Source organism: Streptomyces sp. FXJ1.172 (genome assembly GCF_001636945.3).
GTDB lineage: Bacteria > Actinomycetota > Actinomycetes > Streptomycetales > Streptomycetaceae > Streptomyces.
The window spans coordinates 4714569-4736844 of record NZ_CP119133.2 but is presented as its reverse complement, the minus strand read 5'-3'; the positions used below and the strand labels follow the sequence as shown (position 1 = coordinate 4736844).

General features: G+C 72.4%; 19 protein-coding genes. 4 read left to right on the top strand and 15 right to left on the bottom strand.

Annotated features, from left to right (window positions below; all coding sequences use genetic code 11):
- Window positions 1-6 precede the first annotated feature (6 nt).
- The 3 genes from A6P39_RS21080 to A6P39_RS21070 form a co-directional block, all read right to left on the bottom strand.
- Entirely contained in the window at window positions 7-375 is a 369-nt protein-coding gene (locus A6P39_RS21080) for a hypothetical protein (RefSeq protein WP_159396221.1), read from the bottom strand.
- Window positions 376-526: 151 nt separating this feature from the next.
- The gene (locus A6P39_RS21075) at window positions 527-1399 is read right to left on the bottom strand and encodes an NmrA family NAD(P)-binding protein (protein WP_067057141.1); all 873 of its coding nucleotides are present in this window, start codon (window positions 1397-1399) and stop codon (window positions 527-529) included.
- A 99-nt stretch (window positions 1400-1498) separates the two neighbouring features.
- Window positions 1499-2419, bottom strand: coding sequence for an SCO2400 family protein (locus tag A6P39_RS21070; RefSeq protein WP_067057144.1), 921 nt, complete (start codon window positions 2417-2419; stop codon window positions 1499-1501).
- Window positions 2420-2675: 256 nt separating this feature from the next.
- Between A6P39_RS21070 and A6P39_RS21065 the strand changes: the two genes are divergently transcribed.
- Window positions 2676-3449: a VOC family protein gene (locus A6P39_RS21065; protein ID WP_067057147.1), complete on the top strand. Its 774-nt coding sequence runs from the start codon at window positions 2676-2678 to the stop codon at window positions 3447-3449.
- Window positions 3450-3536: 87 nt separating this feature from the next.
- Here the strand turns inward: A6P39_RS21065 and A6P39_RS21060 are convergent, their stop codons facing one another.
- Window positions 3537-4808, bottom strand: coding sequence for a S53 family peptidase (locus A6P39_RS21060; RefSeq protein WP_067057150.1), 1272 nt, complete (start codon window positions 4806-4808; stop codon window positions 3537-3539).
- A 271-nt stretch (window positions 4809-5079) separates the two neighbouring features.
- Between A6P39_RS21060 and A6P39_RS21055 the strand changes: the two genes are divergently transcribed.
- Window positions 5080-5901 carry a TrmB family transcriptional regulator gene (locus A6P39_RS21055; RefSeq protein ID WP_067057154.1) on the top strand — a complete coding sequence of 274 codons (822 nt, stop codon included), beginning with the start codon at window positions 5080-5082 and terminating at the stop codon, window positions 5899-5901.
- Window positions 5902-5913: 12 nt separating this feature from the next.
- Here A6P39_RS21055 and A6P39_RS21050 read toward each other — a convergent pair whose 3' ends face one another.
- Window positions 5914-8220 carry an FdhF/YdeP family oxidoreductase gene (locus tag A6P39_RS21050; protein ID WP_067057157.1) on the bottom strand — a complete coding sequence of 769 codons (2307 nt, stop codon included), beginning with the start codon at window positions 8218-8220 and terminating at the stop codon, window positions 5914-5916.
- Window positions 8221-8362: 142 nt separating this feature from the next.
- A complete protein-coding gene (locus A6P39_RS21045) occupies window positions 8363-9157 on the bottom strand; it encodes a L,D-transpeptidase (RefSeq protein ID WP_331454143.1) in 795 nt (264 codons plus the stop codon).
- Between A6P39_RS21045 and A6P39_RS21040 the strand changes: the two genes are divergently transcribed.
- On the top strand, window positions 9144-9458 hold the full coding sequence (locus A6P39_RS21040; protein ID WP_331454142.1) for a hypothetical protein: 315 nt from the start codon (window positions 9144-9146) through the stop codon (window positions 9456-9458). The genes A6P39_RS21045 and A6P39_RS21040 overlap by 14 nt on opposite strands.
- 99 nt (window positions 9459-9557) lie before the next feature.
- Here A6P39_RS21040 and A6P39_RS21035 read toward each other — a convergent pair whose 3' ends face one another.
- The 5 genes from A6P39_RS21035 to A6P39_RS21015 form a co-directional block, all read right to left on the bottom strand.
- Entirely contained in the window at window positions 9558-10001 is a 444-nt protein-coding gene (locus A6P39_RS21035; protein WP_067057163.1) for a DUF7144 family membrane protein, read from the bottom strand.
- A gap of 139 nt (window positions 10002-10140) precedes the next feature.
- The gene (locus A6P39_RS21030; protein ID WP_067057166.1) at window positions 10141-11472 is read right to left on the bottom strand and encodes a hypothetical protein; all 1332 of its coding nucleotides are present in this window, start codon (window positions 11470-11472) and stop codon (window positions 10141-10143) included.
- A gap of 103 nt (window positions 11473-11575) precedes the next feature.
- The gene (locus A6P39_RS21025) at window positions 11576-14377 is read right to left on the bottom strand and encodes a SpoIIE family protein phosphatase/ATP-binding protein (protein WP_067057169.1); all 2802 of its coding nucleotides are present in this window, start codon (window positions 14375-14377) and stop codon (window positions 11576-11578) included.
- Between the two features lie 57 nt (window positions 14378-14434).
- Window positions 14435-15253 carry a hypothetical protein gene (locus tag A6P39_RS21020; protein ID WP_067057172.1) on the bottom strand — a complete coding sequence of 273 codons (819 nt, stop codon included), beginning with the start codon at window positions 15251-15253 and terminating at the stop codon, window positions 14435-14437.
- Between the two features lie 84 nt (window positions 15254-15337).
- Complete coding sequence (locus tag A6P39_RS21015) at window positions 15338-15970, bottom strand: RNA polymerase sigma factor (RefSeq protein ID WP_067057175.1); 633 nt, start codon at window positions 15968-15970, stop codon at window positions 15338-15340.
- Between the two features lie 278 nt (window positions 15971-16248).
- On the opposite strand from A6P39_RS21015, the gene A6P39_RS21010 reads away from it, so the two are divergent.
- Window positions 16249-16746 (top strand): DUF1877 family protein, encoded by a 498-nt coding sequence (locus A6P39_RS21010; protein WP_067057178.1) that lies wholly within the window; start codon window positions 16249-16251, stop codon window positions 16744-16746.
- Between the two features lie 628 nt (window positions 16747-17374).
- Here the strand turns inward: A6P39_RS21010 and A6P39_RS21005 are convergent.
- The 4 genes from A6P39_RS21005 to A6P39_RS20990 form a co-directional block, all read right to left on the bottom strand.
- Entirely contained in the window at window positions 17375-18202 is an 828-nt protein-coding gene (locus A6P39_RS21005) for a ZIP family metal transporter (protein WP_067057181.1), read from the bottom strand.
- Window positions 18203-18306: 104 nt separating this feature from the next.
- A complete protein-coding gene (locus A6P39_RS21000) occupies window positions 18307-20352 on the bottom strand; it encodes a hypothetical protein (RefSeq protein WP_159396222.1) in 2046 nt (681 codons plus the stop codon).
- Entirely contained in the window at window positions 20342-20755 is a 414-nt protein-coding gene (locus A6P39_RS20995; protein WP_067057187.1) for a hypothetical protein, read from the bottom strand. Before A6P39_RS20995 ends, A6P39_RS21000 begins: the two co-directional genes overlap by 11 nt.
- A gap of 574 nt (window positions 20756-21329) precedes the next feature.
- A complete protein-coding gene (locus tag A6P39_RS20990) occupies window positions 21330-22052 on the bottom strand; it encodes a glycoside hydrolase family 16 protein (protein WP_067057190.1) in 723 nt (240 codons plus the stop codon).
- Window positions 22053-22276: the final 224 nt, after the last annotated feature.

Genomic DNA, 22276 nt, shown 5'->3' with positions numbered 1-22276 from the left:
GCGCGGTCAGAAGTCGATGTCCGAGTGCTGGAACCCTTCGGCCAGTGCGTGGAGGGTGACGGCCCACATCACCAGGGTGCCCAGGACCGCGCCGGCCGCCGCCCACAGCCCGGCCCGGCGCCGCAGCAGTGCGCCGGTGAGGCCGAGCACCGCCGCGCCGCAGGCCGGCCCGCCGACGAGCGCCAGGCCCGCGTGCACCACCGACGTCACGGCCGCCCGGTTCCCCCGGCAGCCGGCCGGCCGGGAGAAGCAGGCGAGCGTGTCCTGGCTGACGTAGTACAGCCCGTACAGCAGGGGCAGCAGCAGGAACGCGGTCAGCACCAGCAGGGCGACGACCGGGCCGCGGTCCGTGCCGGGCGAGGAGGCAGAGGTCACCTCGGCATCGTGGCCGCCTGCCGGGCCACGGCACATCCGCTGTCGTACTCAGGTGCGGGGGCACCTTGCGGCAGTCCTGGTGGTGCTCGGTGGTGCCGTGGCCGCCGCACGCGGTGAGCGCGGCCGGCGGAAGTGCCGTACCGGCAAGGGGTCAGCGTTCCGTCTCGCCGCGCAGTACGGCCGCGTGCTCGGCGGCGAAGGCGGCGAACGGCCGGGCCGGATGCCCGGTCAGCTTCTCCACGTCGCTCGTGACGGCGGCGGCACCGCCGGCCGCGTAGAGCCCGTACAGCTCGACCATCCCCTCCGCCCGCCAGGGCTCCCACCCGGCCGCGAGCATCCCGGCGAGCGCCGCCTCGGGGTCCAGCGCCTGGTACGTCACCGGGTGCCCGGCCACCTCGCCGAGCGCCTCGGCGATCTGGGCGTGGGTCAGGGCGGCCGGGCCGGTCAGCGTGTAGACGGCGTTCTCGTGTCCCCCGCCGGTCAGCACCGCCACGGCGGCCTCGGCGACGTCACGCGTGTCGACGTACGACACCGCGCCCGTGCCGCCCGGCAGGGACAGCCGGCCGGCGCGCAGCGCGGCGGCCATGCCGAGGAAGTTCTGGAAGAAGCCGTTCGGCGCCAGCACCGTCCACGGCAGCCCGGACGCGCCGAGCTGCCCGAACCCGGCGGTGTGCGCGGCGAGGAACCGTACGTCCTCGCCGTGCTCCGCGACCCCGGCGGCGGCGTGCAGCACGACGTGCGGCCGGCGGCCGGTGCGTACGGCCGCGTCGATCACGTTCCCCTCGTGGGCGGCCATCTCCGGATGGACCGCCACGAGCAGGTACACCGCGTCGGCCCCGGCCAGTGCCAGGTCCAGCGACGCCGGATCCGTGAAGTCGGCGGCCACCAGCTCGACGTCCGCGTCCCAGGCGTCCGGCACCACCGAGCCGGTCCGCACCAGCGCCCGCACCTTCTCCCCGCGCGCCCGCAGGCCGCCGACGACCTGGGCTCCGACGGTTCCTGTCGCTCCGGTCACAACGATCATGTCATTCCCCCGTGTCTCGTGACTTCCTGTACCAACCAGACGATGTCAGCGGGAAGTTGGCCGATCAAGGGGGAATGCGGCGCTTTCGCGGAGGCCGGTTCAGCCGAGGCAGACCAGGACCAGGCAGAGCTGGTTGGACGACGACGAGGACGACGGCGACGAGGACGACGACGAGGACGACGACGAGGACTGGCCGGAGCCGGTGGAGCCGCTGGTCCCGGTCCCGCCGCCGGTGCCCGTGCCGGAGGCCGGGTTCGCCGTCGTGCCCGTGCCGGAGGCGGACGTGGAGGTCGACGGGGCCGAGCGGGCCGGCGTGGAGGTGGCCGCCGACCCCGTCGGGCGCGGTGTCGTGGGGATGCTGTCCGGACGGGCGGCCGGTGCCGCGGTCCGGGGCGTGGCGGTGAGGGACTGCTGCCGCGGGGCGTTGGCGGCGACGTGGCCGGCCGGCGTGCGGGCCGTGGACGTGCCGGGTGCGGTGGACGCGTGGCGGGGCGTGGCCGACGGGGCCGGCGTGGCCGGGGCGTCGGGGGAGGCCGGCTGCTCCTCGCCGAGGCCCATGCTGCGGTTGTCCGGCGCGGTGGCCGCCTGGGCGCGGTCGCCGGAGCCGCGGTCCAGGGAGGCGAGGGTCAGACCGCCCCCGACGAGCGCGACGGCGGTCGCGACCACGGCCCGGCGCTGGCTCTTCTTCCAGCGCGCCAGCTGCCGCCGCCGGGCCGCCCGCCCCTGCGGGGCCCGCGGCGCGTCCGTGACGTCCGCGGCACCGGCCGCCGCGGTGCCGTACTCCGCCGGGGCGGCGAGGGCGGCCTCGGTGTCGTGCCCGGCCGTGCCGGTGCGCGGCGTGTCGTCGAACCAGGTGTCCGCGCCGGCGGGGGGAACGGCGGCCGGCAGGTGCGCGGAACGGGCCGTCGTGGTGGCGTGCCCGTCGGTGCCGGGCGGGGCTATGTCCGGGGCGTAGGCGCCGCACCCGGGGCAGACCAGGGCGCCATTGAGGTGCCTACGGCACGAGGAGCAGTAGTCCATCTGCGGTCTTCCTGGGTTGACTGCGCCGTCGGTCACCGGGACCACGGCCTGGTCACGCTCATGGGGGAGATCGAGCGACCAGTCACGCTAACGAGCCTTTCGAAAGGCTGTGTGCAGTCCCTGTGGCACTCCTGCGCAGATTCTCCGCCGATGGCATATGCCACCCGCCGGGTGCCCAGCCGTGTCCCGCCCCGTCCGGCTCCCCGCCTCGGCATAGTGGCGGGCGGCTCCGCACCGGATCGGCAGGAGGAAACCCATGCTCGGCACAGACTTCCGCACCGGCTCACCCGTCTGGCTCGACCTCGGCAGTCCCGACATCGACCGGACCGCCCCCTTCTACGAGGCCGTCTTCGGCTGGCGGTTCACCTCCGCCGGCCCCGACGCGGGCGGCTACGGCTACTTCCAGAAGGACGGCGCGACCGTGGCCGCCGCCGGCCGGCTCACCGAGCAGGGCGCGCGGCCCGCCTGGATGACGTACTTCCGCGCCGACGACGTCCAGGCCGCGGCCGGCACCGTCACCTCGGCCGGCGGCACGGTGCGCGTCGAGCCCATGACCATGGGCGAGGCCTCCATGGCCCAGTTCACCGACCCCCAGGGCGCGCAGTTCGCCGTGCTCCGCTCCGGCCAGGGCCTGCAGCGCACGTCGCAGGACGACTCGCTGGTGTGGGTGGAACTGCACACCGGCGACCCGGAGGCGGCCGTCGGCTTCTACCGCCGGCTGTTCGGCTGGCGCTGTGCCGAGATGACGGCGCCGGGCATGACGTACCGGGTGCTGAGCATCGCCGAGGGCGACCAGCAGGAGGGCTCCTTCGGCGGCGTGGCCCCGCTCCAGGAGGGCCAGGAGCCCCGCTGGGTGCCGTACTTCGCCGTGGAGGACACGGACGCGACCGCCACCGCGGCCGGGAACAACGGCGGCACGGTCCTGATGGCGCCGTCGGACGTCCCCGACGTCGGCCGCATCGCCTGGCTGACCGACCCGGCGCAGGCGGTCTTCGCGGTGCTGAAGCCGAATCCGCGCCAGACGGCCTAGTGAAGTGAGCCGAACGCATGGGAAGGGCCCGGCACGTGGTGTGCCGGGCCCTTCTCGCTGATGTCCAGCTCTCGTGTGTTACTTGTGTTACTTGGTGAACGCCGAGACGCCGTTCGGGGTGCCGAGGCCCGTCGGGCCGTCGTAGCCCTTGCCCGCCTGGCACAGGTAGTTGCCGCAGGAGCCGTTGGAGCCGCTGGTGACGTCGTTCAGCTTGTCCGGGTGGGCGTAGGGGTACGCGGCCGGGGTGTCACCGCTGCCCGGGGCGCCGGCGAGGGCGTAGACACCGGCGATGAACGGCGAGGAGGCGCTGGTGCCGCCGTACACGTTCCAGCCGCTGGCCTGGTAGGTGTCGTAGACGGCGAGACCGGTGGCCGGGTCGGCGACGGCCGCGACGTCGGCGACGGCGCGCTTGCCGCAGCCGGTGTCCTTCTGCCAGGACGGCTTGGCCTCGCTCTGCGAGCAGCCGGAGCCCGCCCCGTCACCGCCGGCGGAGGTGCCCCAGACGGACTCGGACCAGCCGCGGGTGCTGCTGTCCTTCTTCAGCGAGGTGCCGCCGACGGCCGTCACGTACTGCGAGGAGGCCGGGTACTCGACGCCGTAGCCGCTGTCGCCGGAGCTGACGGTGATGGCGACGCCGGGGTGCTTGAAGTACTTCTCGTCCGCGGACGCGCTGCTGGCGTCCTCGCCGCCGCCGTAGCTGTTGGAGACGTACTTGGCGCCCTGCTTGACGGCCTGGTTCACGGCCGCGCCGAGGTCGTCCATGTTGGCGGACTTGGCCTCGACGAGCATGATGTGGCACTGCGGGCAGGCGGCGCTGACCATGTCGACGTCGAGGGAGATCTCACCGGCCCAACCCGCGTCGGGCGCCGGGTAGTTGGAGCCGCCGTCCTGGTCGAGCTTCTTGAAGCAGCCGTTGCTGGTGCTGCACTCCGGCAGGCCGTACTGGGAGCGGTAGGCCGCCAGGTCCTTCTCGGCGTTCGGGTCGTCGTTCGCGTCGACGATCGCGACGGTGGCGCCCTTGCCGCCGTCCTTGGGAAGGTTGTAGGCGGCCTGCAGGTCGGCCGGTCCGAAGCCCTTGGGGGTGTCGTGCCGGGTGAGCGACTTCTGCGCCTTCAGGTCGGTGCGCACGACCGCCTCGCACGCCATGTAGCCGGGCTTGCTCGGCTCCGAGCAGAGCCGGTGGGTGGGCACCGTGGCGGTGGAGGCGGCGGTGGAGGCCGTGGCGGACGTGGTGGTGGTCGTGGTCGCGAAGGCTGCCGACTGCGAGGCGACGGCCAGGCCGCCGGTGATCAGGGCCGCTGCGGACAGCAGGGCGGGCGCGCCGCGGCGTATCGGATTCCTTCTGCGATGCGAATGCAATGAACTGCCCTCCGTGGGGGGATGGGTGGGCTCCGCGACGGCGGCCGGAAGACGTTGCCGGGTGCCGCACCCGCCGGTATGGCGAGTGCATGACAAGCGCTTTCCGTTGGGGGTGGCCGACTGGAGCCGATTTCCGGGCATGCTGTTGGTCGTGCCACCCCGGTCAGTGGTGGCTGGGCAAGAGGTTATTGACCATTTGCCGAAGAGAACAGAGCCAGTTGGTAAAACCTTGCCCTCAACTCCTCAGCTTTGACGGGTACCTTGTGCAGCCATGGAGCTTGAAGAAGGAACCATCAACGACCTGATGTCGCTGGGCCTGCCCCGGTACGAGGCACGGGTCTACCTGGCGCTCATCAGGCGTGGTTCCTACACGGCGGCCGAGGCGGCCCGGGAGGCCGACGTGCCGCGCCAGCGCGTGTACGACGTGCTGGACGCGCTCGTACGGCGGCAACTGGTCACCGCCCACCGCGGGCGGGTGGCCACCTACTCCGCCGTCACCCCCGAGCTGGCCGTCGCGCGGCTGATGGCCGTCCAACGGGAGTCCATGGACCGGCTGGAGCGGGTCTCGCAGGGGCTGGCCGGTGTCCTGCAGCCGCTGTGGTCCCAGGGCCGGGAGCACACCGATCCGCTGGACTACATCGAGATCCTGCGGGACCCGAAGGCGATCGCCGAGCGCTTCGCCGACATCCAGCGGCAGGCCCGCCACGAGCTTCTCACCTTCTGCAAGCCGCCGTTCGTCGCCCCCGCCGAGAACGCGGAGGGCATCGAGGTGGTCCGCCGGCTCCACCGGGCGGGCGGCACCGTACGGGCGATCTACCTCGACGACGCCCTGGACGACCCCGAGACGGTGGAACACGTACGGCGCTTCGCCACCGCGGGGGAGGACGCCCGCTTCGCCGCCGAACTGCCGCTGAAGCTCGTCATCGCCGACGCCTCCCTCGTCCTGTGCGACATGCCCGACCCAGTGGCCGGCGCCGACTCCACCACCACCCTCTTCATCGAGCACCCGGCCCTCGCGGCCTGCCTGCGGCTGGCCTTCCACACGGTGTGGCAGGACGCGGCGCCCGGGCCGCGGACCGACCCGGCGCCGTGAGCGCCGCGCACGTCACGGGTGCGGCCGCGGCCCGGGTCCCGCGGCGGCGGGCTCGACGCGGATGACGATGGATTTCGTGGCCGGTGTGTTGCTGGCCTCGGCCGTGGAGTCGAGTGCGGCCAGCGTGTTGGCCTCGGGGTAGTAGGCGGCGGCGCAGCCGCGAGGGGTGGGGTAGCGGACGGCGCGGAAGCCGGCCGCGCGGCGTTCGCCGTCGGGGTTGACGCTGACCAGGTCGACCAGGTCGCCGTCGTGCAGATGGAGGTCGCGCAGGTCGTCCCGGTTGAGGAAGACCACCCGACGGCCGCCGGTGATGCCGCGGTAGCGGTCGTCGAGGCCGTAGACGGTGGTGTTGAACTGGTCGTGCGAGCGGACCGTCGTGAGCAGCAGGTGTCCGGGCGGGACCTCGGCCGCGGTGGGCGGGTTGACGGTGAAGTGGGCCTTGCCGGTGTCGGTGGGGAAGGTGCGGGAGTCGCGCGGCGGGCGGGGGAGCATGAAGCCGCCGGGCCGGCGGATGCGCTCTTCGAAGGCGTGGAATCCGGGGACGACATGCTCGATGTGGCGGCGGATCAGGGTGTAGTCGTCGCGCATGGCCCGCCAGCCGAGGCCGTCGCCGAACAACGCGCGGCCGAGGTCGGCGACGATGGCGACCTCGCTGCGCAGGTGCGGGGAGCCGGGCAGGATGCGTCCGCGTGAGGCGTGCACCATCGCCATCGTGTCCTCGACGGTGACGAACTGCTCGCCGCCCGCCTGCCGGTCCCGCTCGGTGCGGCCGAGGCAGGGCAGGAGCAGCGCCTCGGTGCCGTGGCACAGGTGGGACCGGTTCAGTTTGGTCGCGATGTGGACGGTGAGGGCGCACCGGGCCAGTGCGGCCTCGGTGACTGTCGTGTCGGGTGCGGCGGCGGCGAAGTTGCCGCCGAGGCCGACGAAGACGTCGATCCTGCCGTCGCGCATGGCCCGGATCGCGTCGACGGTGTCCAGACCGGGGGCGCGCGGCGGGTCGAAGCCGAATTCGTCACGGAGCGCGTCGAGGAAGGTGTCCGGCATCTGCTCCCCGATGCCCATCGTGCGGTCGCCCTGGACGTTGCTGTGCCCGCGGATCGGGGCGGGGCCCGCGCCGGGGCGGCCGATGTTCCCGCGCAGCAGCAGGAAGTCGACGATCTCGCGGATGGTGGCCACCGAGTTGCGGTGCTGGGTGAGCCCCATCGCCCAGCACACGATCACGCTGCGGGCGGCGCGCACGTCGGCGGCGCAGTCCCTGATGTGCCGGCGGGACAGGCCGCTGAGGGTCTCGATCAGCGGCCAGTCCAGGGCCCGCCAGGCGGCGGCCGCCTCCTCGAAGCCGTCGCAGTACCGGTCGATGAAGTCGTGGTCGAGCACGGAGCCCGGCGCCGCGTCCTCGGCGTCGATCAGGGCGCGGTTGAGTCCCGCGAACAGGGCCAGGTCGCCGTTGACGCGGACCGGGAGGCAGCGGTCGGCGAGCCGGGTGCCCGGACCGATGAGGCCGCGCGGGGTCTGGGGGTTGCGGAAGCGGCCGAAGCCGGCCTCGGGCAGCGGGTTGGCGGCGATGATGCGGGCGCCGCGCCGCTTGGCCTGTTCCAGCGCGGTGAGCATACGGGGGTGGCTGGTGCCGGGGTTCTGCCCCGCGATGATGATCAGGTCGGCGTGCTCGGTGATGTCGTCGTAGGCGATCAGGCCCTTGCCGACGCCGATCGTCTCGCTCAGGGCCGTGCCGCTGGACTCGTGGCACATGTTCGAGCAGTCCGGCAGGTTGTTGGTGCCGTACCGGCGGGCCAGCAGCTGGTAGAGGAAGGCCGCCTCGTTGCTGGTGCGGCCGCTGGTGTAGAAGACGGCGCGGTTCGGATCGGGCAGGCGGCGCAGCCGGCCGGCGACGAGGGCGAGGGCGTCGTCCCAGGTGATGGGCGTGTAGTGGGTGGCGCCGGGGGCGAGGTGCATCGGCTGGGCGAGGCGGCCCTGTGACTCCAGCCAGTGACCGTCGCGCTCGCGCAGGCCGGCGACGGAGTGCTCGGCGAAGAAGGTGGCGTCGACCCGCTTGCGGGTCGCCTCCCAGGCGACGGCCTTCACGCCGTTCTCGCAGAACTCCGCGGTCTTGCGGTGCTCCGGGCCGGGCTCGCCCCAGGCGCAGCTCGGGCAGTCGAAGCCGTCGGCCTGGTTCACCGCCAGCAGGGTCTGCAGGCTCCGCCTCGGCCCCATTTCCGAGAGGGAATAGCGCGCGGACTCGGTGATGCCGTGAATTCCGGCGCTGGATTTCCTGGGACCCGAGGTGCCTGTGCCGCTCGGATCGGCCGGTCGCTCAGCCATGACCGCCTCTTTTGCCGGTTTGGTCCCTTCTTCCTCTGTGGGGCAATGGTATGGGAAGGGGGTCGCCGCCCGGCCGGTGAACCCCTGACGCAGAGCGCCGTGGCCCGGACGCCGGTGGAGGACTCGGACGCCGGACTCCCCGTCACCGTGGTCCGGTCGCGCTGCCTGCCAGCCACTGGGACCAGGTGAGGGTGAAGGCCGCATAGCCGTTGTCCGCGGCGGTGTCCCCGCGCGGGGAGCCCTTGATGGTGACGGGGTCGCCCTGTTCGACGTGGTCGTAGAACCACTCGGCGTCGGCCAGCGACAGGTGGACGCAGCCGTGGGAGCCGTTGGCGTGGCCGGGGTAGGGGTCGGCGTCGGAGTAGTGGACGTAGGTGCCCGAGCCGGTGAGCTGGACGTCCCAGGGCAGGGTCAGGTCGTAGTAGTTGGCCTTGTCGTTCTTGTCGCAGCTGATGCCGACGCTGCAGGACGTCATCCGCACCCAGCGCTGCTTGTCCATCACCGCCATGGTGCCGTCCCAGGAGGGGAAGACGGGGCTGCCCGCGTCGATGGGCAGGGTGCGTATCAGCTTCCCGTCGCGGGTGATCTTCATCGTGTGGCCCGGTACCGACACCGCGACGCGGAAGTCGTCGCCGATGGTGAAGGTGTGCCGGTAACTGCGGGTGCCGTAGCGGCCGTTGCCGTCGGCGACGTCCGTGAGGTCGGCGTCGACGGTCACCTTGGTGCCCGCCGGCCAGTAGTCCTTCGGCCGCCAGTCGACCCGGGTGTCACCGAACCAGTGCCAGGCACCGGTGACCGGCGTGGAGGTGGTCACCTTCAGGTGCCGCTCGACCGTGGCCCGTGCCGAGGCGGCCACCGGCTTGCTGAACTCGACCGAGACCGGCATGGCCACCCCGACGGTGGTGCCGTCCTTGGGGGTGATCGTGTTCAGCAGCATCGGCGGCCCGGCAGGGTGCGTCGGAGTCGGCTTCGCGCTCGCGCTGCTGCCGGCCGTGGCCTTCGGCGACGGCTTCGCGTCCGATGCCGTCGCCTGCCCACCGCACCCGCTGACGCCCGCCAGTACGGCCCCCGCCAGCAGTGCGATTCCGATACCGCGCCTTGCCCGCCCCATCGCCCCGTCCCCTCCGGTCATTCCCACCGCATGTGTTCAGCACCGACAGACACCGGATTCGGTGCAATTGGTTGCATGCTCGGCGGGCAAAATTCAGGTCATGGACCGGCGGCGGACCGGAACATGAAGTTCCCGGGGCGGTGGGCGGGTTGGAGGGCGGGCACTTCTGCGGGCGGCCGGCGTCGCACGGGGTTTCCTGCCGGTGCGGACCCGTGCCGCCCGTGTGTCACCGGGTGGGGGCCTCGGGCTGGTAGACCGCCAGGGCCCAGATCACGAACACGTCGATGGCCATCATGAACATCGACCACAGCGGCGCGTACGGCAGGAACAGGAACTGGGCCAGCAGGCTCAGGGACGCCAGCGCGATGCCGACCAGGCGTGCCCACGCGGCCCCGGAGAGGATGCCCCAGCCGGCGAAGGCGGCGATGACACCGAGGACCACGAGGATCCAGCCCCAGCCGGTGAGGTTGATCTTGTAGACGTAGTCGTGGACGCGGGCGTAGATGTCGTCCCGGGCGAGGGCGGAGATGCCCTGGAAGACGGCGAGGACACCGTTCATCAGCATCAGCACGCCGGCGAAGGTGGCGCCGCCGGTGGCCCACGGGCTGTTCGGGGTGCGGCCCGGGCCGCTGCCGCCGGAGGACGTTCCGGAGTGGGGCTGTGCGGTCATGGTGACACTCCGTTCCTGGTGTGGCGCAGGGCGTTCGAGGCCTCTGCCCGGCTGCTTCGACCCTCGGGCCGAGCCGGTGATCCGGCCACAGGCGCTGGACCGAACGGGTGATGCCGCGCGAGGCGCCGGCGCCTGCCGGTCAGGAGGGTGTCGCGGTCGTCGCCGGGGGCCGGGGCTCGTCCGGGGCCCCTCCGGCCGCCAGGAACTCCAGCACGGCCAGCAGGAACAGCAGGCACAGGGCGAGACCGACGACCACCCAGCCGGTCGGGTAGGACCACAGCAGGTAGACCACCAGCGCGACGGCCACCAGCGTCCAGGTGATCCAGGTGCGGTAGCGGCGCACGAAGGGGCCGACCGGACCCGTACGCAGCCCGGCGTGGTCCGCCGTGCCGCGTACGGCCCCGATGCCGGTGGCCCACAGACGTCGTACCAGCCCGGCGCGCGGGCCGGGGCCGCTGAGCCAGGCCGCGAGGGCGATGACGACGCCGAGGGCGACGACCATCCGCACCATGATGTGCAGGAATTGGGTCAGCGTGTCGTACACCGCGCCCGCCGCGTCCTGGGACACGGACGCCGGCAGGGCGTCCAGATAGATCACCCGGAAGACGCGCAGCCCGATGCCGAGCACCCCCGCGGCGACGGCGGCGCCCAGACACCCCGCGACCAGCGCCCGCCGCCTGCGTACGGAGAGCAGCACGCCGGCGGCGATCAGGACGACGCCCAGCACCGGCAGCCAGTTGCCCGCGATCTGCAGCAGCCGCACATACGTCCTGACCCTGCCGATCTCGTCGGACCTGACGAGGGTGATGTCGGTGTGGATGTCGGGGAGCCGCCCGGCGACCTTCATGCCGGCGTCGACCAGGTGCTGCTTGACGTGCGCGATGACGGGCGCGAGGTCGAGGGTGACGGTGTCGTTGCTCAGTTGCACCGCTCCGCCGCCCTTGCCGGTCAGGGCCTTGTCGACGGCGCTGTGCGCCCGCCGGTTGGCGTCGGTCCACACCGTCCGGAACGCGTCGGAGGCCGCGACGGCGCGGGCCTTGTCGTGGACGAAGCTGCGCACGGCCCCTTCGAGGGAGTTCCCGAGCCGCCCCAGCGCCTTCTCCAGGCGCGGCCGGTCCGCGGGGGCGATGTCGGAGAGCAGGGCGGACAGGTCCAGGTGCGACATGAGCGCGTCGGTCGCCCGGTTGGCGACGGCGTCCTGGACGGCGGGATTCGCGGCCAGGGGCGCCGTCGTGGCCACATAGCGGTCGGTGTCCGCGACCTCGTCGGCCGCCCAGGCCGCGACGATCGCGAGCGGGGCGAGAAGACAGCCGAGGGTGATCAGGACGGCGGCGAGCAGCGATCTGCCGCGGTGGCGCGGGGACCGGACCCGCGCGCTCTCGAGCGCGCTCACCCGTGCGCGCAGTTCCTCGAGTTCGGAGCGCCCGGACCCCGCGGCGCCCTCGTCCGGGCGTGCTTCGCCGTCCGCCATCCGTGCCTCCCGTCCGGTCAGTCCACCCCCGTCTGCCAGCGCACCGTGATCGGCGTGCGGACGCGAGCAGGGCTGGGCCGTTCAGGTCAACGGGCGGCCCGGCTCAGGTGCCGGGATCGTCGAACTGGTCGAGGAGGAAGTCGACCGGTGTGGGGCCCGTGGCGGCGGACGTGCCCTCGTCGAGGAGCTGTTCCGTCCAGATGACCTTGCCGCGGGCCGTGTACCGCGTGCCCCAGCGCTGGGCGAACTGCGCCACCAGGAACAGCCCCCGTCCCCCTTCGTCCGTGGTCGCGGCCCGCCGCAGGCGCGGCGAGGTGCCGCTGCCGTCCGACACCTCGCAGATCAGGGAGCGTGCGTGCAGCAGGCGCACACGGACCGGCGGCGAGCCGTACCGGATCGCGTTGGTGACCAGCTCGCTGACGATCAGTTCCGTGGCGAATCCGGCCTCCTCCAACCCCCACTCCCGCACCGTCTTCCGGCACCGCGCACGGGCCGAGGGAACCACCGCCGGGTCCGAGGGCACGTCCCACTCGGCCATGCGGGAGGGCGGGAACATCCGGGTACGCGCCGCCAGCAGCGCGATGTCGTCGCTGGAGTGCGACGGCTTCAGCGTGTCGATCACCGCCTGGCAGGTCTCCTCCGGACTGCGGCCCCCGGACCCGGTCAGCGCCCGGTGCAGCCTCGCCATCCCGGCGTCGATGCCGTGGGCGCGGTCCTCCACCAGGCCGTCGGTGTACAGCACCAGCTGTGAGCCCTCCGGCAGGGACAGCTCGGCGGTCTCGAACGGGTAGCCGCCCAGGCCCAGCGGCGCCGAAGCCGGCACACCAGGACAGGTGACCGTCCCGTCCGGGCGCACCACCACCGGTTCCGGGTGCCCCGCACGGGCCATCGTGCAGAGCCCCGCCACCGGGTCGTAGACCGCGTACAGACAGGTCGCTCCGGTCACCCCCTCCCCCTCGTGGCCCGCCCCGGCATCGTCGGCGTTCTCCTCGTCGTCCATGCGGACCACCAGGTCGTCCAGGTTCCCGAGCACCTCGTCCACCGGCAGGTCCAGGGTGGAGAAGTTGTGCACCGCGGTGCGCAGCCGGCCCATCGTCGCCGCCGCGTGCAGCCCGTGACCGACGACGTCACCCATCACCAGGGCCACTCGAGCGCCGGGAAGCGGGATGACGTCGAACCAGTCCCCGCCCACCCCCGCCTCCGCGGGCAGGTACCGCCAGGCCACCTCCAGCGCGTCCTGCTCCGGCTGCGACCGCGGCAGCAGGCTGCGCTGCAGTGTCACCGCCATCGCGTGCTCCCGGGTGAACCTCCGGGCGTTGTCGAGGGCCACCGCCGCCCGCGCGGCCAGTTCCTCGGCGAAGACGAGGTCCTCCGGACCGAACGCCGGGGAGGCGGCCGTCCGGTAGAAGTTCGCCACGCCCAGCGGCACGTCGCGTGCCCGCAGCGGCGCGCTCACCAGCGAACACAACCCGCTCTCCAGCGCCTTGCGGGCGCGCTCCGGATCCTGTTCCCGCCAGCCGTGTGCCTGCCGCAGATCCGGCTCCAGCAGGGCCCGGCCCTCCTGCAGCGTCCGCATCTGCGGGGTGCGGGCCGAGAACGCGATCACTTCGCCCAGCGGATACACCGGCACCATCCGCTGTTCGCCGCCGATCGCCGCCCGGCGCAGATGCCGCCAGCCCTCCGCCGTCGGTTCCCATCCCCGCAGCACCGCGTCGAGCAGGTCCACCGTCACCAGGTCGGCGAACTGCGGCGCCGCCACGTCGGCCAGCTCCTGGGCCGTACGCCCCACGTCCAGCGTCGTGCCGATGCCCACCCCGGCCTCGTACAGCACCTTCAGCCGCTCCCGCGCGACCTCGGCCCGCCCCGAGACCGTCGCCAGCTCCGTGGTGTCGCGCAGGGTCACCACGGAGCCGCCCCGGTCGGCGTCCGGGTAGGTCGGCCGCTTGTTCACCGCCAGCAACCGGTCCCCGGCTCGATGCACTTCGTCGGTGACCACCCCCGGCGACGTCAGCAGACGCGTGATCGGCTCCGGCAGCCCCAGCTCCCGCACCGGGCGCCCCCGCACGTCCGCCGGCAGTCCGAGCAGCCGCCTCGCCTCGTCGTTGGCCAGCAGCAGCCGCCCGTCGGCACGGGTGATCAGCACTCCCTCCCGCACCGCGTGCAGGACCGCCTCATGGTGCTCGTACTGCTGCGCCAGCTCCGCCGGGGCCAGGCCGTGCGTCTGCCGGCGCAGCCGCCGGGACAGCAGTGTCGTCCCCGTCATGGCCAGTGCCAGCGCGGCCGCGCCGCTGCCCAGGATGATCGGCAGCTGCGGCATCCACAGCCCCGCCACGTTCCTGACCGTGATGCCGGCGGAGACCAGGCCGACCACCTTGCCGTGCGAGTCGGTCACCGGCACCACCGCCTGCACGGCCGTCCCCCTGCCCGCGGGCAGCGGCGGACCACCGGCCTGCTCGACGACGGTACGGCCCTGCAGCGCCGGTGCGATGGTGCCGACGAACTTCTTCCCGATCTCCTGCGGGTAGGGGTACGTGTACCGGATGCCCTGCGTGTTCGTGACGACGACGAAGTCCACGCCCGCGCGCTTGCGCGCCTGTTCGGCCCGGGGCTGGAGCACCGCCGTCGGATCACGGCTCTGCAGCGCCGCAGCCGTGCCGGGCGCACTGGCGAACGACTGGGCCGCGACGACCGACTCACGGCGCCCCCGCTGCACCGCGTCACGCGCCGTCTGGACCACCATGGCCGCGACGGCGGCCAGGACCAGCAGGACCACGATGGCGACCTGCACGAGGAACACCTGACCGGCCACGCTGTGCCGGTCCGGCAGGGGAGTCCGGCGCCGGCGCGGGCGTCCGGCAGGCGGATGACGTTCCGGGCTCCGAGGCCGCCCGGAAAATACCTCCATACACCCTTGATAGCACCGCTGCGGGGAAGCCGAAGCTGATCAGGGGAACGGCGGGGGCTACTTGTGCTTCCCGCCGCCCTGGCCGCCCGCCCGGCCGTTCCCGGCCGCCTTGTCCGTGCCGCCGGTGCCGTTGCCGGAAGCTCCGTTGCCGGAGGAACCGGCCTTGCCCGACGCGCCGTGGCCGGCGCCCGCGGCGCCCTTGCCGGACTTGCCGGACTTGCCCGTGCCGGCCGGCCTGCTCGGCGCGGCCGTCGCCCGCTTCAGCTGTCCGGAGCAGTAATCGGCGACCTTGGACTCGCCGCCGGCCGCCGCCACGAGCCGCTGCCACGCCGTCGCGTCGAGTGCCTTGCCGTGGCCCTGGACGTGCTCGTAGGCGCGGCAGTGGGCTTCGGTGTCCTTGGCGGACGCCGGCCGGCCCGTCGGCCGGGGGCCACGGCCGGACGCCGGCGAGGCCGTGCCGCCCGGCCGGCCCGGAGCGAGTGCCGACGCCCGCGCGCTGCCCCGGCCGTGACCGGCGCCGTGCGAGGACGAGGCGACGGAACCGATGGCCGCGACCGCGACACCGCCGAGGGCGAGGCTGGCGAACGCCACGCCGAAGGTCATCTTCAGGGGGCGCCGGGCACGCCGCTCCCCGGGCACCCGCCAGTCGTCCCGGCGCCGGGTGCGCGCCCGGTGCGGGCCCGTGGCGCGCGCGGCCCGGAAGGCGGCCACGGCCCGCTGCTCGGCCCGGGGATCGAGATCGCCTCGGCGTACGGCGGCGGCCAGGAGCGTTTCCACCGTGGCGGTGTCACGCACGTCCCCGGGGCCGGACAGGGCGCCGCCGGGCTGCGCATGTTGACGGCCCGCTACTCCGTCGCCGCTCAGCCGTTCACGCATATCCGCTTCCGTTCTCGTCCGACAGGCTCGATTCGTCCGGCGGGGCGTGCGCCGGTGCCCCGTCCGCCGGACCGCTGTCGTCGTTCATCTCGTCTGCCCCAGCGTGCGGGAGCCGCCATCCGTCACTCCTTCGTCCGCCTCGCCGCCGATGCCGAGCTGGCGGGCGAGGCGTTTGAGGCCCCGGTGGGCGGCCGTGCGCACCGCTCCCGGGCGCTTGTCCAGGACGCGTGCGGCGGCGGGGCCGTCCAGGCCGACCACGACCCGCAGGAGAACGGCCTCGGCCTGGTCCCGGGGCAGCCCGCGGACCAGCTCCAGTGCCCGCTCGGTGGAGAGGGACTCCAGTGCCTGTTCATGGGTGCTGTGCGGACCGGGCAGGTCGAGTACGTCCTGTTCGGTCCCTCCCGCCCGGGGCCGCACGCGCTGACGGCGCAGGTGGTCCAGTGCCCGGTGCCGGGCGATGGTCGCGGTCCAGCCGCGAAAGCCCGCGCCGTCGCCCTTGAAGCGGCCGAAGTCGCGGGCTATCTCCAGCCAGGCGTCGGACGCCACGTCCTCCGCGTCGTCGCCGACGATGCCGCGCAGGTAGCCGAGCAGTCCCGGCTGGACGATCCGGTAGGCGACCGCGAAGGCGGCCTCGTCGCCGTCCTGGGCCCGCGCGACCGCCGCGCCCAGTTCCCCGTCACGCGCCTGCACGCGCCGGGGCTGCCGTACCTGGCCCAAGATCGTCCTCGTTCGCACCGGTTCCTTGCGAGTCCTCGCCGCCCGCCGCGTCGCGGTCGCATCGACGGTTCATGATGACCAGCGTCCGCCGTCACGGAAATGTCACAACGCACCGGGCGCCCTTCACGTTCTCGCTGGTCCCCTGGCCTTCGGCCGCTGGACCGGTCTCCTGGCGCCCCGCCGCCGGACCGACCGGGCGCACGACGCGGCGCGACCGGTCCGGCCCCCGCTGCCGCCGGGCGCGTGATGCCTGGACGCACCCGTGCGCTGGCTCTGGCATGAGTGCGTACCTCCGCCTGCGAGCGGTGCCGCCCCCGGCACTGCGCAACAGCGCGACGTGGTTGGAACGGCTTTTCGACAGCGATGTGGAGTCCGTCCGGCAGCAGGCCGGCCGGCACCGTGAGGAGGTGCTCGACAGGCGTTGCCTGGACCAGGAGCGCATCTACGCCGGCGCTTTGCCGCAGGGCCCGGGGGACCGGCCCCAGACCCACGTGGTGCTGGGCGGCCGGCCCGTGTTCCGTACCGGCCGGGCGGGTCCGCCGCTGCTGGTGCTGACGGCGGCCCAGGCCCGCCGGGTGGCCGGCTTCCTGACGACGGCCGACTTCGACGCGCTGTGGGACCTCGCCCGCGACGGACTGCTGCCGCGCTACGGCGGCGTGGCGGCGGAGCCGGAGACGTGGGGCGCGTTCGCGGCGGCGCACCAGGAACTGAGGGCGTTCTACGAGACGACGGCCAAGTGCGGAGACGCGGTGGTGAAGTGGCTGTGCGAGGCGTGAGTTGTGGGCGAGGCGTAACAGTTCCGGCCCGTCGCGCTCTCTTCATGCGGACGGCCATCGGCGGTCCAGGACAGGGGACGCGACTCGTGCAGTGGACGAACACAGGCGGCGCGGCGTACGGGGAGGATCCGTACGGCGGCGCCGGGTACGGCTGTGCCTTCGGCCACGAGGGCGGCGGCACCCGCACGGACACGGCCACGCTGAGCCAGGACCCGGTGCGGCACGCGCAGTGGCCGCAGCCGTACCCGACGGCGTGGGGCGCCGCCCACGGTGACACCCTCACCGTGCCGTACCCGCAGGCCGACACCCAGCCCCTCCCCTTCGCGTTCGTGCCGGAACCGGCACTGGAACCCTGGCCGGGTCCGGGTCCGGGGCCGCAGGCGCCGGAGAGCGAGCCGGTGCGGCCGGTCTTCGTGGATGCCTCGGGGCGCCGCCAGCGCCGTGTGCTGCGCGCCGCCCGGCTGCTGGTGGTCCCCGCCGGCGGCTATGTCGCCCTGCTGATCAGCACCATGCTGGGCGGCCCCGGCATCAGCGCCCCGTTCGTCCCGCAGCCGGACGCCGCGCACCCGGCCGCGCCCTCCGCGACCGCCCCCGACTCTCACGCCCCGGGGAGCCGGTGCGCCCCGGTTCAGGCACCCGCGGCCGTGACGACGGCGTCCGTGGCGAAGCCGAGCAGGAGGCCGAGGAGGATGCACCAGGTGGTGAGGGTCTTCAGACCGGTCCTGCGGGCGACGGCCAGCAGTTCGATGACGACGTAGAGGATCGAGCCCGCGGCGAGGCCGAGGAACGCGATCGACAGGGTGTCGTCGACGAGGTGCTGGCCGACGAGCGTGCCGAGGAACGTGGGGCCGCCGCCGATCAGGCCGAGCCACAGCAGGGTCGGCCAGGAGGGGCGCTCGCCCTCGGCGGCCAGCGGGGCGACGATCCCGAAGCCTTCGGTGGCGTTGTGCAGGCCGAAGCCGATGATCAGCAGGACGGCGAGGGAGAGTTCGCCCTGGGCGGCGGAGTTGCCGATGGCGAGCCCCTCGGCGAAGTTGTGCAGGCCGATGCCGGTGGCGATCATCAGGGCGAGCGAGGCGGCCTGGCTGCGGGTCTTCGGCGCCAGCTCGGTGGAGGCGGCGGCACCGGGTCCCGCCGGCCGTGCGGCGGCCGCCCGGCGGCGGGCGATCCAGGCGTCGTAGTGCACGAGTCCGGCCAGCCCGATGGCCAGGCCGGCGGCCAGAGTGGCACCTCCAGAGGCGACCGTGGCCCACGCGTGCTTGCCCAGTGCCTCGTCGACCGGCTCCCAGGCGTGGGCCAGCACGTCCCACACGAGGAAGATCAGGATGCCGATGGCCACGGCGTTGAGGGCGGCCCTGAGACGGGGGGTGGGCCTGCGCAGACGGCCGACGGGCAGGCCGAGGTAGATGGTGAAGCCTGCGATGGCGCCGAGCAGGACGATGTTGCCGCTGGACATGGGGACTCCGGTCTGACGTGCACGGAAAGCCCACAGACCGTAAGACAGGGAAGCCTTACCTAACAACCGCGCGGAGTCGTCTTCGGGAAAGCTTGGCGAAGTCATTACTGGAGTGCACCGGGGAGAGAGGATGTCTGGTCCTCGTCCGCCTGCTCCTGAGCGGCCTGTCTGTTGGAGTCGTACGTGTCCGCCCAGGTGGCCAGCTTGCGATCGCTCCGGTCGAGTCTCCGCCGCAGCTCCGCGATCTGTACGTCGTCCCAGCCGTCCCTCTCGACGAGGCTGCGTCCGCCTTCGTCGACGGGGACGGCTGCCATGGCGTCCACCGCTCTCGTCAACTCGTCGACCTTCGCCCGCACGTCCGCCCAGTGGCGACTCGCCGCTGTGAAGCCGGCGGCTGCGGGAAAGCCCGTGGCCGACTCGCCGTTGTAGGCGTGACGCACCAGGGCGTCGGTCAGTTCGCGCGGCTCGCCCCCGGACGAGAAGACCCGCGCCCCCTTTTCATCGACCTCGTAAAGCCTCTCACCGCGTCGGCCGGCCCGTACGACCTCGTACGCCTGGTGAACGCCGCGGCTACGGGACAGCATGGCGCGCAGGACGGTCGCCGGGCTGCGGTCGTCCTCGTGGCCGGCCCCCCCGAACACTTCACGCTGCAACGCCATGGGATCCGCGACCGCCATGTAGTAGCAAGCCTTCACCGCCAGTTCGGTCTGCGCCGGCCCGAGTTCTCCGTTGTCACCGAGTCCGTACTCCACCTCCTCCAGGGCGTCGTCGCGCAGACGCTCCAGCGACGCATCACCGTCGGCCGCCCCCTCCAGCCGCAGATCGGCCGTCATGTGCTGGTCGATCTCCTTCAGCCGGTAGGCGCGTTGGAGGACGGCGCGGCGCGGTCGGACAAACTGGACGAGATCGTTCATCTCGGTGCGGTACGGGCGGATGATCAACTCGACGGCGATGTCGACCCGGTCCTCCCGCGTGGGCTTCTGCTTGGCGGTCAGGGAGCGGATGCCGTCGTTGACGCGCCGTCTGGCGCTGCTGCCCAGCACGGCGCGGAGGACCTCCGCCGCCCGGACGTCGCGGTGCGGGCTGAAGCCTTCGTCGATGGCCTCCTCATGGGTCACCACCCCGGCGAACCACTGCTTCTCGAGTTCGGTGATGCGGGCGGGCCGGGTACGCGTGGGCTGGGCGAGGGTGTCGAGCACGGCATCGGCCTTGGCTTCGTTCTCCACCGCCGAGCCGTAGGGCTTCGGAGGGCGGATGTGGGTCAGGCCGATGAAGTTCCGGACGGCGGTGTGGAAGGGGAGGTTCGTCCGCTCGTTGGGCCGGAACCCGATCACCACACGGGTGGGCACGGTGAGGACGCGGACCCTCTGCTGCTCCGAGTCGCTGAGATTCTCCCAGCCCAGCTTCTGGACCAGCCGGATCCACCGGTTGACCTCTCTCCGGAACAGTCGGCTGTCTCTGCTCCACTCGTACGCGACCTTCGAGGGTGCGTAGCCGAGGAGATCGTGCACCGCGCTGATACGGCTCGAGCCGTCGGCCGCGATCAGCAAGGGAGCCGAACGGTATCCGTCCCGGTGGCGCACCGTCATGGGGACGACGGTGAGAGGCTGCAGCACGCCATCGACTGCGACGTCCTCGCCGAGCGGATTCTCCTTGGCCAGCCGGCCCTGGGCGTCCTCCAGGCGCTGTGCGAGGGTGCTGGGGCTGTCCACCAGGATCTCCAGTTCCGCGAGTCCCTCCCGGCTCGTGGTCGGCTCGGGCAGCACGCGCAGGTTCGCGGCTGCCCCGCCCAACGCGTAGCTCCGGCGGCCGTACTCCCGGGGATTGGCCGGGTGCGGCACCACGGCAGCGGACCACAGACGAGTCTCGACGATGAGCAAAGTGCCGCCCTGGACCCGCAGTTCGGCCGGGTCGGCCAGCTTTCGTCGCAGCTCGTCCGGTCGTACGGCCGCGTGGGAGAGGACGCGGACGACCCCGTCGGTGAATCCTCGGCTGGAGAGCGCGGCGGCCAGGTTGTCGACTGCGGCGACGCGGGGCAGGGGCCACTTCGCGGGCTGCCAGCCGCCCTCCATGTCGACGGCGGAGACGCCGGCCGATGCCGAGTCGGACGAGGCCACGGGGGCACTGGCGGTCAAGGAGTCACCAGCCATGTGTCGCCTCCGCGATCCTGTCCGCCAGGAGCAGTGCGCTGTGCGCCTGTTCTCGGAGCACCTCATGCTGCGTGAGTCCGTCGAGTTCCGCGGAGCGGGAGACCTGCGCGGCGTGGTCGCTGAGCGCCGCGCGGACTTGGTACCAGGCTTCTCGGTTCTGCGGCACCGTCACCAGGCTGGTACCGCCGGCGTCGAGGCAGGCGGCTTCGCGGCCGGGTTGCCGTTCCACGATGCCGGCCCAGTGGGCGGCCAGCCGGCCGAGGGTGACCCCGTCGTCGAGTCGCGCGTCGGGTGTCGTGTCGGCTGAGCATTCCGCGGCGGCCTGTCGAAGGACATTCGTGATCAGGAAGACCTCGTCCCCTGCGAGAGTGATCGGGACTGCGTCTGGTTGGCGCGGGGGCATGGAACGGCACTCCAGGTGAGCCGGGGCCGATGCGGGGCATCGGCACATCTGCGTCTGTCTGCCGGACGCGAGGGCCCGACCGAGCGAGAGCGCGGACATGCGAGCCGCCGACCTCCACCCGTGTCGATCCGCGGCGTGATTGCTCCGGGACGTCTGGTGCCGTTCGAGCCACACGCCGACCGTCTGAAGGCAGGCAGGACGTGACCGTCGTGCCTCCTGCACGGGAAGCGGCCCGGCTGCTCGACTCGGCCAACTGCCTCCGGCCGAGGAGCCGTTCCACACAACGCGAGGACATCGAGCAAGTCGCTCAAGATGCAGAATGTATCCGCGTCATCACCGTGCGTGCAAGAATTTTCCTCTTGTCGCAGAAGTAGACCCTGTCCTCAAAGGATGGGGGTCATCTCAAATTGGACTGGACAACAAACAAACCCCAGGCCACTGACCTGGGGTTTCTCTCTGGAGCGGGTGACGAGAATCGAACTCGCGCTCACGCCACGTTTCCGTGGACGGCGCCCGGCCAAGCCGGCGGGCACGGTCTCGGCAATCCTCCGGTTCGGGTCCTGAGGCGGAGCCCTCACGGTTGGTACGGGGTGTACGTGATCGAGGAGACCTTCAGGTACCTCGCGCCGTCCGCTGTGGCCCATGTCGAGTCGTTGGGGTTGCCCGGCCAGTCGCCGCCGACGGCGGTGTCGACGATGAAGTGCATCCCGACACCCGGGGCGGTGGTGTACCACTTGGTGCCGGTGATGGTGCCGTCCACGGCGAAGTCGATGTGATCGGGCCACCAGGTGAACGAGTACGTGTGGTACGCGTTGGTCCAGCCCGCAGAATTCGTCCTCGAGAACTGGGTCTGGGCGTTGTTGGTGTCGTGGGAGGTCTGGTAGACGGTGTTCGGGTTCTGGCCGACGATTTCGGCGGCGTCGAACTCGGGCAGCCACGGATTCAGGTAGGCCGCCCATACCGCAGGAAGGAGGCCCTGGCCGCCCGGCATGTTCGCGGTGAAGCTGTAAGTGCCGTAGCCATAGAGAGCCTTGGACTCCACGCGGCCCGAGTAGTACGTGCTGCCCGACCTGTAGGTCTTGACGACAAGGGTGTTCCCCTCGTACCAGACGCAGTCGGGGGTGTAGGTCTCCAGCTCGTTGTTGGCGGTCCACCGTCCGTTGATGGTGTTCCACGAGTTGATGGTCTGGGGGGCTCCCCAGGACGCCGCGTGGGCTTGCTGTCCCAGGAGAAGCAGTGACAGCGCCGCCAGGGCGGCAACTATCAGGCGTCCCGGCCTGGGAAGTGCAGATGACATCGCGGTTCCCTTGCTCGGATGACATGAGGCGGGGGAGTGGTCCCATGCTCCCTCCAGCGCCGGACTCTAGAAGTCCGTTTAATGTTTGACAAGATGCGCGGCATCGATCGCTTCATGGCTTCCGGAGTTGAAGCCACCAGGTGTCGCGCCCCCGCTTGAAAGCAACTGGATGCAGGCGACGCCGCCTCGGTGTCATTCATGTAGGCGTCGTAGACGGCCGTGTT